9 protein-coding genes are annotated in these 13,402 nt (G+C 62.9%); 6 read left to right on the forward strand and 3 right to left on the reverse strand.

Translation table 11 applies throughout. The features are described from left to right. Positions 1 to 13 precede the first annotated feature (13 nt). The 4 genes from BUS42_RS35145 (at position 14) to BUS42_RS35160 (ending at position 4,865) form a co-directional block, all read left to right on the forward strand. Positions 14 to 652, forward strand: a complete 639-nt coding sequence (locus BUS42_RS35145) for a sigma-70 family RNA polymerase sigma factor (protein ID WP_074314973.1) — start codon at positions 14 to 16, stop codon at positions 650 to 652. Continuing rightward, on the forward strand, positions 649 to 2,364 hold the full coding sequence (locus tag BUS42_RS35150; protein WP_074314976.1) for a serine/threonine-protein kinase: 1,716 nt from the start codon (positions 649 to 651) through the stop codon (positions 2,362 to 2,364). Before BUS42_RS35145 ends, BUS42_RS35150 begins: the two co-directional genes overlap by 4 nt. A gap of 965 nt (positions 2,365 to 3,329) precedes the next feature. Continuing rightward, positions 3,330 to 4,394 (forward strand): DUF1559 domain-containing protein, encoded by a 1,065-nt coding sequence (locus BUS42_RS35155; RefSeq protein WP_074314979.1) that lies wholly within the window; start codon positions 3,330 to 3,332, stop codon positions 4,392 to 4,394. 273 nt (positions 4,395 to 4,667) lie between these two features. Continuing rightward, on the forward strand, positions 4,668 to 4,865 hold the full coding sequence (locus tag BUS42_RS35160) for a hypothetical protein (protein WP_074314981.1): 198 nt from the start codon (positions 4,668 to 4,670) through the stop codon (positions 4,863 to 4,865). A 260-nt stretch (positions 4,866 to 5,125) separates the two neighbouring features. Here the strand turns inward: BUS42_RS35160 and BUS42_RS35165 are convergent, their stop codons facing one another. The 3 genes from BUS42_RS35165 to BUS42_RS35175 all read right to left on the reverse strand — a co-directional run bounded on the left by BUS42_RS35165 (position 5,126) and on the right by BUS42_RS35175 (position 9,541). Continuing rightward, positions 5,126 to 5,788, reverse strand: coding sequence for a hypothetical protein (locus tag BUS42_RS35165; protein WP_143206614.1), 663 nt, complete (start codon positions 5,786 to 5,788; stop codon positions 5,126 to 5,128). A gap of 146 nt (positions 5,789 to 5,934) precedes the next feature. Then, on the reverse strand, positions 5,935 to 7,749 hold the full coding sequence (locus tag BUS42_RS35170) for an ABC transporter ATP-binding protein (protein ID WP_074314986.1): 1,815 nt from the start codon (positions 7,747 to 7,749) through the stop codon (positions 5,935 to 5,937). Beyond that, positions 7,736 to 9,541, reverse strand: coding sequence for an ABC transporter ATP-binding protein (locus tag BUS42_RS35175; RefSeq protein WP_074314989.1), 1,806 nt, complete (start codon positions 9,539 to 9,541; stop codon positions 7,736 to 7,738). The genes BUS42_RS35170 and BUS42_RS35175 overlap by 14 nt, the downstream gene beginning before the upstream one ends. Before the next feature lie 563 nt (positions 9,542 to 10,104). On the opposite strand from BUS42_RS35175, the gene BUS42_RS35180 reads away from it, so the two are divergent. Continuing rightward, a complete protein-coding gene (locus BUS42_RS35180) occupies positions 10,105 to 11,007 on the forward strand; it encodes a PEP-CTERM sorting domain-containing protein (RefSeq protein WP_254053994.1) in 903 nt (300 codons plus the stop codon). Positions 11,008 to 11,644: 637 nt separating this feature from the next. Then, on the forward strand, positions 11,645 to 13,144 hold the full coding sequence (locus BUS42_RS35185; protein WP_074314993.1) for a trypsin-like peptidase domain-containing protein: 1,500 nt from the start codon (positions 11,645 to 11,647) through the stop codon (positions 13,142 to 13,144). Positions 13,145 to 13,402: the final 258 nt, after the last annotated feature.

Raw genomic sequence — 13,402 nt, forward strand, 5'->3', positions numbered from 1 at the left:
CCCGAGCCGCACCATGTGGCCTGACGCAAACGAGACCGAAGTCCTGCTGAAACACGTCGAGCAGGAGGGCGCCTCGGCAAAGGAGCGGCTCTGGGAGCGGCACCGCGAACCGCTCCGGAGGATGATCCTTCACCGGCTCGACCACGCGCTCGAACGACGCGTCGACGCGAGTGACGTCGTTCAAGAAGTGCTCCTCAAAGCCAATCAACGTCTGGCGGAATACCTGCGGAATCCGGTGATGCCGTTTCACCTCTGGCTTCGCCACATTGCCCGTGACCATATGATCGACGAGCACCGACGACATCGCGTCGCCGCCCGGCGCAGTCTCGATCGCGAGCAGTCACTGGCCGCCCCTGCGTTCGTCGATCGCTCGTCGATGGATCTGGCGGCGCAGCTCCGCGACCCGAACCTGACTCCGGCGGCCGCCGTCTTGCGCCTCGAGTTAGAACGACGCTTTCGCGACGCACTCAACCAGCTCGAGGACAACGACCGTGAGATCGTGCTGATGCGTCACTTCGAACAACTCTCCAACGGCGACGTCGCGCGACAGCTCGGCGTCAGCGAAGCGGCGGCCGGGATGCGGCACCTTCGCGCGCTCCGCCGCCTGCGGACGATCCTGGGGGAAACGCCCTCGTTGAGAGGACAGGCATGAGCGCGCCTCACCCGCCGCGAAACCAGGACCAGGACCAAGACCTCATCGAATCCACCGAACACGAGACCCAGCTTGTCGCACTGCTTCAAGCCCTGACGGACGAGCTCCGCCAAGGACTCGTGCCCGACGTCGAAGGGGCGGCACGCCGTCACCCTGAACTCGCGGACGAGGTCCGCGCGCTCTGGGCCACAGCGCGGATCGCCGAAGATCTGGCGGTCCCGCTGGAAGCAACCGCCGCCTGGTCGTCCGGCTCCCAACACGGTCGCACACCACGACCGACCTTGCTCGAACCGGGCGCTCGGAGACTCGGAAACCACCAGTTGTTGGAGGAGCTGGGCCGTGGGGGCATGGGGGTCGTCTATCGCGCGTTGGAGCTCGAGCACGGTCGGATCGTGGCGTTGAAATGCCTGCTGCGCGGCGAGTCAGCCGGCGCCAACGACCTGGCCCGATTCCGCGCGGAGACCGCGGCGGCCGCAAAGCTCGCTCATCCTCACATCGTCCCGTTGCACTATATTAATGAATACGAAGGCCAGCCCTACTTCGTGATGACGTATATCGACGGCACAACGCTTGCGAAACGTCTGGCCGATGGCCCGATGACCGCCAACGAGGCCGCGAAGCTCTTGGTTCAGGTCAGCCGGGCAGTGCAGCACGCCCATTCCCAGGGGGTCCTCCACCGCGATTTGAAGCCGTCGAACATCCTGCTGGACCGGGACGGCGAAGCATATGTCGGTGACTTCGGCCTGGCGAAATTGATCGACGTCGACGGCAGCCTGACCCAGAGCGGGGCGATCCTGGGAACGCCGAGTTATATGTCTCCCGAGCAGGCCTCGCGGAGTTGGGGCCCGATCGGCCCCGCCAGCGACGTCTACAGCCTGGGCGCCATCCTCTACCAGATGCTCACCGGCCGCCCCCCGTTCCAGGCCCCCTCCCCGCTCGATACCGTGCTCCTCCTGCTCGAGCAGGACCCGGTCCCGCCCCGGCTCCTGAACCCATTGGTCAACGCCGACCTCGAGATGATCGCGCTGAAGTGCCTTCAGAAACCGCCCAACCTCCGCTATCCCACGGCGGCCGCGCTGGGAGACGACCTCGACGCGTTCCTGGCCGGCGAGCCCGTCTCAGCGCGTTCCACGACCCTCCGCGCGCTGGCGGCTCGGCTCCTGGGCGAGACCCATCACGCGGCCGTCCTCGAGAACTGGGGAATGCTCTGGATCTGCCACAGCGTGGCCCTGATCGTCTTCTTCGGACTGACGAACTGGCTCCTCTGGCGGGGCGTCTCCGCGCGCTGGCCGTATGTCGCCATCTTCACCGTCGGCCTCGGGGCCTGGGCGGCCTTGTTCTGGACGCTCCGTCGACGCGGGGGCCCGATCGCATTCGTCGAGCGGCAACTCGCCCATGTCTGGGGCGCGGGCGTCATCGGCATCAACCTGATCTTTCTCGTCGAATGGCTTCTCGGCCTGCCTGTCCTGACTCTCGCGCCCATGATCGCGGTGATGAACGGAGCGCTCTTCTTGGTGAAGGGGGGCATCCTGTCGGGAAGCTATTACGTCCAGGCCGCCTTGACCTTTCTCACGATCGTCCCGATGGCCCGATACCCTCGATTCGCTCCGCTCATCTACGGCGTCGTCGCAGGACTCTGCTTCTTCACCACCGGCCTGAAATACCACCTCCGCTCTCAGCGCGGCCGACGACTGGCGACGAATCGGCCCTGAGCCGACCGGCACGAGAGACCAGGCACGGGCGAACCCCCGGGTTCGTCCCGGCCGCCGTGCGCGGATGCCCGCAAATCGCCGGGCGCATTTTCGTCCGGGACGACTTCAGACAGATCCGCCTGGCACCGCAATCGCATTGCACCACCAAACACACCGGCTTACAATGGCGATTTCAACCACTCCTGGCACCCTCCGCCGTTAGTACTGAACCTGGATCATCCCGGCGACCGTCAGTCAATTCGGACCTCCAGACCCGGCATTCACCCCGCAGTAAGTTCGAGGCATGTCCGAGCGATCCAATCGCAGGATCCAAGATTCCTACACTCATAAGCTATTCCGAAATTTCCGTTTTTTAGTCGACTTGAAAACCGATCACTGGACCAAGACCCAGGCGAGGAACGGGCGTCCGTTCGTCGTCGCGAAGCCAGATCTCGGAACGATGGCTCGCTCCCAAAGCCTGGCGCCTTGGCTGCATGACACCGAGTTTCGGCTCCCCTGCCTCACCGCCAGATTGACGCAATCGGACTGCGGAAGAATAAGCTTCAACCCTCATAACACAAGCAACTTACAAAGCGAACACCCGGCCATCCGCTCGACTTGCTGCCTCGCGGCAACGACTTGCGATTCTGGCCACGAGCACTCGCCTCTTCAAAACGATGAAATACGGACATACTGGTTCTTACCACCTGTAAATCACCCGATTTCCAGAAATTGCAGAATTTATTTGACAGAGCCGTGTCGCGGCGGGATGCTTCATTGACCCGCTCTCCGAGGCATCCAACTCAGGGGCGGATCTCACTGATGTTCTTAATCTCCCAGACTCCATCACCTTTTTCCTATCAGTATTGTTCCTGTCCGTGGCTGCCGACAGGATGTCGTCGGATTGGCAGGGGTGGAATATCCACGCTTTGTTTGGCATGGATGCATCCTTGCCATTAATGCGAAGGGTATAATGAGGGGGGCTCATGATGAAACGCTCACGTGGCTTTACTTTGATCGAGTTGCTCGTAGTGATCGCCATCATTGCCGTCTTGATCGCATTGCTCTTGCCGGCGGTGCAAGCGGCCCGTGAGGCCGCCCGCCGTGCGCAATGCATCAACAACCTCAAGCAGATCGGGTTGGCGATGCACAACTACCATAGTGGGCTGGACACCTTCCCGATCGGTGAGATGCGTCCTGGCATCGGACCCAGCGGGCAAAATGGGGCGTGGCAGTATTGGGGCTGCCTCGCGTTGTTGGCGCCGTATATGGAACAGGGGGCGGCGTTCAACTGCCTCAACTTCAATTATTGGGCGCCGTCGGACGCCGCGAATGTCACGACCCTGAACATGACGGTGGCTTCGTTCCTCTGCCCCTCCGACGGGGGTCGCGACGGTCTGATCCAGAACAATTACAAAGGGAGCACCGGTACCTACGCCAAGATCCAGAAGGGGGGCGGATCCAATGGCCAGGGCATCGGATTCCCCACCAACGGCATCTTCACCGTCGACCTCTGCTACGGGATTCGCGACTGCCTTGACGGCACGTCGAACACCATCGCGTTCGGCGAGCAGATGGGCGGCGACGGCCAGCGGGCCCGGTGGAGCCGTTCCGATGGCTGGGGCGGCGGCGTCGGTGTGTGGGCCTTAACCGCGGCCGGCGACCCGGTCACGGGCAACGCCCAGGTCGAGTTCAGCCTGTACCAGCAGATGGAAACCCAGTGCGACGCCAACGGCTACCGTAAGGCCGGCGTGACCGAGGCGAATTGGGCCGGAAGGTGGTGGACCGTCGGCGGATTTGAACTCTCCTTGTTCAACACGATCCAGCCCCCCAATGGCCAGCACGTGATGGGTTGCCGGTCGGACTGCAGTCCCGACTGCTGGCCCGAGCAGAACGGCCTGGCGATGGCCACCAGCCCGCACCCCGGCGGCACCGGCTTCTTGATGGCCGACGGCAGCGTCCGCTTCATCAAGGACAGCGTCGCCCAGAAGACCTACATGGGTCTCGGCACCCGCAACGGCGGCGAAGTCATCAGCGCCGACGCCTACTGACCCCGAACCGCATTGCCAGGCCGGCCACCGAGGCGGGTCAGATCGATCGATCGGTCGTGGGGCGAGGAAAAAGGGCTTGAACCTCGCCCAGGATTCTTGGCCAGCCACTCCCCTCCACCCGCCCCCCCAGGTGTGGGAGAGATTCGACGGCCACCAATCGCGCAAGGCCAGCACACTTCCAGTCGATCGATTGACATTCAGAAATTATGAATATTTCGGCGTATCCTCTTTTCCTGGATACCAGCCTCCTCGAATTTAGTGAAGGATTCTCGCATGTACGTAACAATCCGCCTGCGTGCCCTCGTTTTCTCACTCCTGCTCGCGGCCCCCGCGCTCCTTGCCCTGTCAGGCTGTGGTGACCAGTCAGGATCGACCGCGGAGGCGAAGGATCCAACGACTCAATCGGTCTCGAAGTACGAGTCGGAGATCGCCAAGAGCAAGTCCGCCGCCCCTGGGAAAACCGCCAAGTAGGTCAAGTGGGGGGCTGGGCTTTCCGGTTGGCGCTGAGACGCTCGAATGCCCGTGTGCCTCCCTCACCACAGTAAAGTCTCGACGGCGAACTCGACCGTATCGGGATCGCCCCTGGCCGAGTGGAGGAGAGGAAGGATGGAGTTCCCCCAAGCCTGTCCGGATTGTGAACCGAAGCAGTCCAGTGAGTTCGGCGACTCGAGGGATCTCACCTCGCTCGAACGCCTGGGACTACAGCGTTTTGCCATTGGATGGCGCACGGATCATGGGACACAGCGAGTGCCGAACGGGCTCTGAGCAATCTCCCGGAGGATGTCCTGTCCCCAATCGGGCCGGCCCCGGTGAAATTCTTCGAGTGGGCACCATCCCCGCTCGGGTTCGAAGCACTCGAACCGCTGACCGTATCGCCGACAGAGCTCCCCGTCATCGCCCCGAACGCAGGCGTTGAGCGAGCCGGCGATCTGGAGCATTTTATCGAGGGTCGCCAAATCGGGATTCTTCGTGGAGATGCTCCCGTGCTCGAACCAGAAGCATCGTTCCTCGCCATTCGGATGCCCCACCCATTCGGCGGTGTCGGATTCGATTGCTTCCGGGTCCGGTGCGGCGTCCCCCTTGAGATCCTCCGCCAATTCCTTCAGACGCCGCGCCTGTTGCTTCGAGAATCGGAAGCCGACCTCGCTGCGGCACTCCGCCAACTCTGGTGTTCCGTCCACCAGACGCTCCAACTCGTCGATCGTCAGGCGGTCAGAATAGTCGATCGCCAACTCGGGGTCTGCCTTTACCAAATTCTCCCATTCGTTGAAGCCGATGACTTCGCACTGGCTCTCGGACCAATGCACGTTCTCAGGCCAACGATCCGCACGAGTGATGTGAAATTCGTAGCTCACCGCCATCCCCCAACACGACTTGGGTTCTGACCAAGCCACCTCGAAGCCTCGCTTTATCGTATCCACTTTCTGCATCAAACGGATCAGTGATTTTGTCGAACGTTCTCACTGGTTCTAATCCGTCCCGACCGGGCATCCCAGGTGTCTCGCCACCTCTTCCAAAGTTGCGGGCTCTGAGGTCACTTTTATTGATAAGACGCTGCCTGGATCCCATAGAGTTCCGCGTATTTGCCCCCTTTAGCCATCAGTTCCATGTGGGAACCGACCTCGACCAAGCGCGAGCCGTCGAGTACGACGATGAGGTCGGCCATTCGCACGGTGCTGAAGCGGTGGGACACCAGGATTGTGATCCGGCCATGGGTCGCTCCCGCGAAGCCGTTGGATTTCTCAACGCGTGCGGCGGCGGCGTAACGCTCGAAGAGCGCGTGCTCGGTCTCGGCATCTAGGGCCGCGGTCGGCTCGTCGAGGATCAGGAGTAACGGGTGATCGCGCATGAAGCCGCGGGCCAGCGCAAGCTTTTGCCACTGGCCAAAGCTGACTTCCACGCCCTCGGCCCAGGTGGGGCCGAGTTGAGTCTCGAGGCCCGCCGCAAAACGTGCCACAACGTCGTCCGCGCCCGCACGCTCCACGGCGGCCATGACCGCGGGTTCGTCGTCGAGGCGAGCCAGGTCGCCGATGCCAATGGTCCGTCGGGCTTGGAACTCGAACCGAAAGAAATCTTGAAACGCACCGGCGAGCCGAGACCGCCACTGGTCCGCGGGCATACGTCCAAGTTCAAGTTCGTCGACCAAGATACGTCCGCTTGTCGGTTGGTAGAGCCGACACAAGAGCTTTACAAGAGTTGACTTGCCTGCGCCGTTTTCTCCCACGATGGCCACCACGGTTCCGGGCTTGATGTCCAGGCAAACGTCCTCGATCACGAGGCGGTCAGTCGCCGGATAAGCGAAGGAGACGTGATCGAAGCGGATCCCGAGGTTGAGCCGCTCCGGCACCGGTGTATCGGCCGTTTCAAGCAATCCGGCCGCGTAATCCTCGAGCCAGGCCATGCGCCTCGAGCCGTCAAGCCAGAATCCGCAGAGGAAGCCCACCTCGCCCACCGTGGCGCCGATGTAGGCCGAGAGTCGCGAGCCCGCCGCGAGCACGAGCAGGACGTCACCGGGTTTCGCCTGGATCCCCAACGCGACGAAAGCCACGGACCCGAGAAACCCTGCGCCGAAGATCCCCCACGCCAGCATGTTCCAGAGGGCACTCCCCCAACGTGCCTTGGCGACCGGCCGATACCAACGTTCCCAGGCCGCCCGGCGATCGGCGACCAACCGATCGCCGATGCCGGTCACCCGCACCTCCTTACCGGGCGGGGCCGTGGTGGCCGTCACGAACAGGTGCCGTGCCAGCCGGTTCGCCGCCGCGCCCTGCTCCTCGGCGGCACGTTCGACGCCGGGTCGCCAGGTCGAACTCAGCACGGTGGGCAAGGCGAACACGACCAGCAGCACGAGCGCGGGGTGGATCGACATCAGTAACGCGACGGTCACTCCCAGACGCAAGATCCAACCGCACGTGGAAAAAAGTGACATATACATATGATCGAGAACAAAAACCTGGTCGCGGAGCACCGCAAGCCGGTTGAGGTACTCGGGGCGTTCATGATGCTCCACCGTGACCACCGACGCCTGGAGCCGCGCCACGTGCGACTCGAGTGCGATCGTGACCTGATCCCGAAACCGGCGCTGAGTGCGATCGCTCATCACACGCAGGAACCAGGTCGCAGTCGCTGAGCCGCCGAGGCCGACCGCCGCCACCAACACGAGCGGGCGGTGGTGAGCCAAGACCCCGTCACCGAGCAGTTTGAACCAGAGCGCCATCAGCGAGTCGGGTAGCGCTGCGAGCAGAGCCAGACCAAATGCCACGACGAGGAGCCGGGGCTCGGCCTCGTACCCCCGTTTGAGGGCGCGCCACATCGAAGCCAGCGCCGGGGGCATGGGGGCATCAGGCGAGGACATCGTAGTGGCCCCCTTCTTCCTCAGCGTCATCGGATCCGAACCGCGAGGCTTGAAGCTCGAACATCGTATGGTAACGGCCACCGGCCGCCATCAACGCTTCATGGGTACCGAGTTCGACGACCTTCCCGGCTTCAAGCACACAGATCCGATCGGCGTGCCGCACGGTCGAGAAGCGGTGAGAGATCAGAATCGTGGTGGTCTGACGCGTCGCGGCGAGAATGCGCTCGAAGATCTCGGCCTCGCCACGCACGTCGAGTTGCGCGGTGGGCTCATCGAGCAGCACCAAGCCTGCTCCGAGCCGGACCGCGCAGAGCGCTCGGGCGAGTGCGACCCGTTGCCACTGGCCGCCGGAAAGCTCGGTGCCCCCCTCGTAGCCACGGGCCAGCACCGTGTCGAGACCGGCGAGGCCCGTCGCACCGGCATCCGCCAAGGCGGCCCGGATCAGGTCGTCGGGCGCGCCGCCGGGGGCCACGTTGTCGCGCAGTGAGAGCTCGAAGCGGATGAAGTCCTGAAAGACGGCGGTCACCCGCGATCGCCACCCATCGAGATCGATTGTGCGAAGGTCCACCCCGTCGACTTCGATGGCGCCGGCCTGGGGGTCGTAGAGCCGGCAGAGCAACTTCGCCAAGGTCGTCTTACCGGCTCCATTCTGGCCGACGATGGCGAGCGAAGTCCCGGCCGGGATGGTGAGGTCGAAGCCCTCGAGCACGGGATGGTCCGTGCCCGGATAGGCGAACGTCAGGTTGCGGAACCGGATCGCGCGAGCCGGGACACCGACGGCCGATTGTCGGCCAAGGACCAACGCCCCAGCCGGTTCCATCGCCTCCTTGAGCCGGAGCACCGCCGCGACCGGGGCGGACGAGCTATCGAGCGCCCAGGACAGACCACCGAATGCGATCAGGCTGGTTGTGACCGCCGCGCTCGCGTAGGTCACCAGTCGATCGAGAGCAAGCGTACCATCCGCCGCGGCGCTCGCCATCGACCCGAAGACCACGAGGTTGGCAATCAAGACAATCAAGAGGCTCCAGAGCACGGGGCGTTCGCGCAACTTCGTCGCCTGGAAGCGAAGCGCAACGAGGCGGCTGCGCATCGAGCGGAACCGATCCACGGTCCAGTCGGCGAGTCCGAAGAGCCGGAGTTCCTTGGCGGCGTACGGTTCGACGGCAAGGCGGTAAGCGTAGTCGGCTTGGCGCTGGGCGTCGCGGACTTCCTCGGTATTCCGGTCGCGCCAGACGGCACTCTCGCGCAACAGCCAGTGGGTGGAGAGCCAGCCACCGGCAAGGAGCAACGGGGCCCACCAGGCATAGCCGACGAGAATGACTGCGGAGGTCAGCCCCGTGATCATCTCCACCAGCCCGGCGGCGATAAAATCCATCGAGATCGACAGCGGAGGGCCGCTGATTCCGAGGTCGAAGTCACGCGCCATCGTGAGGTCGTTGGTGAGCTTCGGATTCTCGAGGTGGCCCATCCCCGGAGGTCGCGTGCAAGCCAGAGCAAGGCGGTCATAAAGCCAGGCAGCGGTTTGGCTTCCAAGATTGGCGCCAAGGGCCCGGTGGAGAGGCGCCAGGATTTGGAGCGGGACGAACACAAGCCCTACCAAAACCAACGAGCCCACCACATCCTGCTCCCGCTGGACGGTGCCCACAAGTGTCCCAATGACGATGGCGAACAGTGCCGGAAGGATGCCACGGAGCAGAAGCACCACCCACCAGGCCAATGCGAGGGCGCGATCCGCCCGCGGCAATACCCCGAAAAACTTCCACCCGTCGCTCGCGCGGAGGCCGTCGATCATACTGATGCGAATCCTTTCAAATCCAATCCAACTCCCCACTCGGAGCCAATCCAAAACGGCCCGGCTGGGGACCTGGACGCGGAATCCTTCCCTTCGAGCCGGATCGCATGCAAATGGGGATAGACCAACCCAAAACAGATGCCCACGTGAGGGCAAAATAACCGAAGTGGCTCCGATTCACAATTGGCACCGGGGCGTCTGGACGCCTGGCCCCGACCTGACTGGACTCAACTCAAACCGTATTCCCCGCGTGAGTCGGGCCCCTTGAGAAGCGTCCGAATTGCCGCAGGTTTGCCATTCCTCATCAATTGCAACCAGCATTGGAACCCGAAACCTGCGGTCGACTTACAATTTACGGTTTAACATGTACGTTCCATTGTGGTAGCACTTGACATCCAATCTGCATTCAACCATGATGCGGCTCCCCGGCAGTAATTTCTAAAGCACCCCATGAGTTCTTCCCAGGGAGGGGTCGAATGCGCGGCAGATTACTTCAACTCGCTTTACTTTCGACGACCGTGGGACTGGCCGGAACGCGGGTAGACGCGGATCCCGTCTACTCCGTGACCGACCTCGGTCAGGCTGACGACACCACCAACTACCACTTCAACTATCTGGACGCCCTGGGCGCCACAGACAAGTCGGCGTTTCAGTCGGGTTCCTTCGAGAGATTTTCTCACCCAGTCCCGCCGGGACTTCCCGTTTATTGGATTCAAGGAGATGTGGAACAGTCGAGTATCGGCAATCTGTTCCTTGACAGCGTCCGTTTTGCAAGTGGCAATAATCACGGCTACGTGGTCGGCGTCACAAGCCAAAGGTTTTATCCGGATTTTAATGGGCCTCATTCGTTGGTTGCCTTGTTTCAGCCGGACCCGCACACACTCCAGGTTTACGGATCCCACGAACCAGCCAGCGTCCAGAGTCCCGGCTACCTCAGCACGGTTTTCATGGGCGGTCCGGTGAATAGTTTTTACGGAACGGTCTCAGGGATCAACGATCACCTGATGATTACAGGATCGCAGCAGAAATCTCCGAACTGGCAGGAGACTGCCCCCGTGCTGATCGACCCCACAATCACATCAGGCACATCAAGGTTTGTGGACTTGGGTAGCCTCGGCGGCAAGAATGGAACGGGAAACGCTCTGAATAACGCTGGGCAAGTTGTCGGCTGGTCGGAGATTGCGAACGGCGCACACCACGCCTTCCTCTATGACAAAGGGATCATGGAGGATCTCAATACTCTGATCCCACCCACCGCGGGGCTCAACCTCGAATCGGCCATCGGTATTGACGCCTCCGGGCGGATCGTGGCTTTTGGAACCGATCGTTCCGGGGCCACCCATGAGTATTTCCTCACCCCCGCTCCTGTGCCGGAGCCGAGCACGTTGGCGTTTTTCGGACTCGTCGCCGGAAGCCTCGTCCTTCGCCGTCAGCGCCGATGCGGGCGAATCAACACCGCGGCTTGAAAGCGCACGCTGACTCAGCCGGATTCCCAATCCTGATCGTCGCTCAACCCCCTGAGCGGCGCTCGAGCCTTCAAAGCCGATATCGTCGAGGGCTTGCCGCGGAAGCCTCGCCCAAATCCCTGGTCTCAGTGCCGCTCGACCCGCGTCGGAACCTGGATTGAAGCGTGTGGGTCGTCCGCTTCATTCTAAAATATTACTGATTTCAACAAGTACAAAATATCGCGGCAGTTGTTCCAGCAACTCGTTGAGTGGCCAGGAGAGGCCGTGACGTGACTCATGGCTTGAAACTGACTCCCCTCCTGCAAAGCCCGCGGACGCTCCGCCCGCAATTCGTTGGAATTCCATCCAAATAAGCGCCCACGGTCGCAGGGAACTCAACCGACGGTAAGCCGCATGTGGTGTGGTCCCACGCCAGCAAGCCGGCATTTCCCGCCCCCAATACCTGCCTCCTCGACCGAGGACTGGTGAGGTTCACCACGCCTGTAGCTGAGGAGGCCCACCCCAAAAAGGGCTCCGAATGGATCTGAACCCGCGCGACCGCGGGTTGCTTTCGGCCGGATGAGCTCCCAAAATAGAGGTTAAAGGTGGAACGCTCCGCGTCCACTCTGAGCACATCTTCGTTAGGAGAGACGCGCCGATGGCCTCGTTCGACCCGCAAGACTTTGGCCTCGACGAGCCGCCTCCCCGCCCCACGACCCCGCCGGTCCGACGCGGGTTCCTTTTGATCCTGTTCGTACTCACCCTCCTGGCCTCGTTGGTTTACGGCGTTCCTTACCTTGCGGACAACGCGGGATACGCGTGGGAGTCAGGCCGGTCACGCGCGGCGTCCGAAGCGTTGGCGAAGCTGAACCAAGCGGGAATTATTGCGCGGGCTTCGGAGCTGTTCCGGATGGCCACAGCCGCGGCCGCCCCGGCGGTCGTGCGGGTCGAGGCGAAACGGTTTCCGGGTCGTGGCAACGGACCGCGCGAGGCGCCGGCGGGTGACCCGCTTGGGCTGGCGGACGCCAGCCTCGGCTCGGGCGTGATCATCGACAAGGATCGAGGGTTCGTGGTCACGAACAACCACGTTGTGAAAGATGCGGACGAGATCGTGGTTCGCCTGAGCCAGGGGACGCGGATGCCTGCCCGGCTCGTGGGGGCCGACCCCAAGACGGACCTCGCCGTCCTTCAGATCAGTGGCAAGGTGACCACCGCCGCGTCCTGGGGCGATTCCGACAAGCTCGATATCGGTGACTGGGTGCTCGCCATCGGTAGCCCGTTCGCCCTCGACCATACGGTGACCGCCGGAATCGTCTCGGCCACCCAGCGGAACGACCTCCGAATCAACGAGTACGAGTCGTTCATTCAGACCGACGCCGCGATCAACCCGGGAAACTCCGGGGGCCCTTTGATCGACCTGACAGGTAAGGTGATCGGGATCAATACGGCCATTTATACGTCCAACCAGAGTCAGGGCAATGAAGGCATTGGCCTGGCGATCCCCTCGTCGATGGCCAAACGGATCGTGGAAAGCCTGATCAAGGATGGGCGGGTGATTCGTGGGTTCGTGGGGGTGAACATGGAACTCCTCACCCCGGACCAAGCGCGTGCGTTGGCGATCCCCGACGGCAAAGGGGCGTTGGTCAAAAACGTCGTGCCCGATGGCCCGGCCGACAAGGCAGGGCTGCTCGCGGGGGACGTCATCGTCCAGTTGAACGGCAAAGCGGTCGCCGATCCCGACAGCCTCAAACGCGTCACGGCCGACCTCGCCGTCGGCTCGCACGTCCCGATCGGCGTCTATCGCGACGGCAAGCTGAAACTGGTGGAGGTGATCATCGCCGAGTATCCCGGGGCTCCGGTCCTGGCTTCGTTCGGCTTCCGGGTCCGTGAAATTCCCAGCGAGGAGGACCCGAGCCTCGGCGGATCGCTGGAAATCGATCAGGTCGTCCTCGAAAGCCCCGCGGCGCGGGCGGGGCTTCGTCCTGGCCTGAGAATCGTCGCCGTCGGCCACACCCCAGTTCACACCAAGGCCGAATACGACGCCGCGATCGCCGCACTCAACGCCGATCAGGGCCTTCCCCTCCTGGTTCAGACGCCTGATGGCCAGGCGGGCTCAGTCACCATCAACAGCGGCAACTCCTCCGCCCCCAGGCGCTGAGCGTTCCGAGGGAAGGAAGGCCGCATCCGCCGCGAGCCGACGGATCGCCGCAAGGCGCCCGGATCGAATCGCCGACGACGCCCGCCAGGCCCTGGCGGGCGTCGTTCGCGTTCTGTTTTCGTCCCGGCGGCATGGGCCAGTCCCCAATCCGCGGCACCACCCTTGACTTGGACACCTGGTTTGCGGGACAAGGGTTTCACGCGTTTGTCGCCCGCGCGTGGAACAGGTCCAGGGAATACGACGAGGGATTCTCGAGGA

Source organism: Singulisphaera sp. GP187, from assembly GCF_900129635.1.
Lineage (GTDB): Bacteria > Planctomycetota > Planctomycetia > Isosphaerales > Isosphaeraceae > Singulisphaera.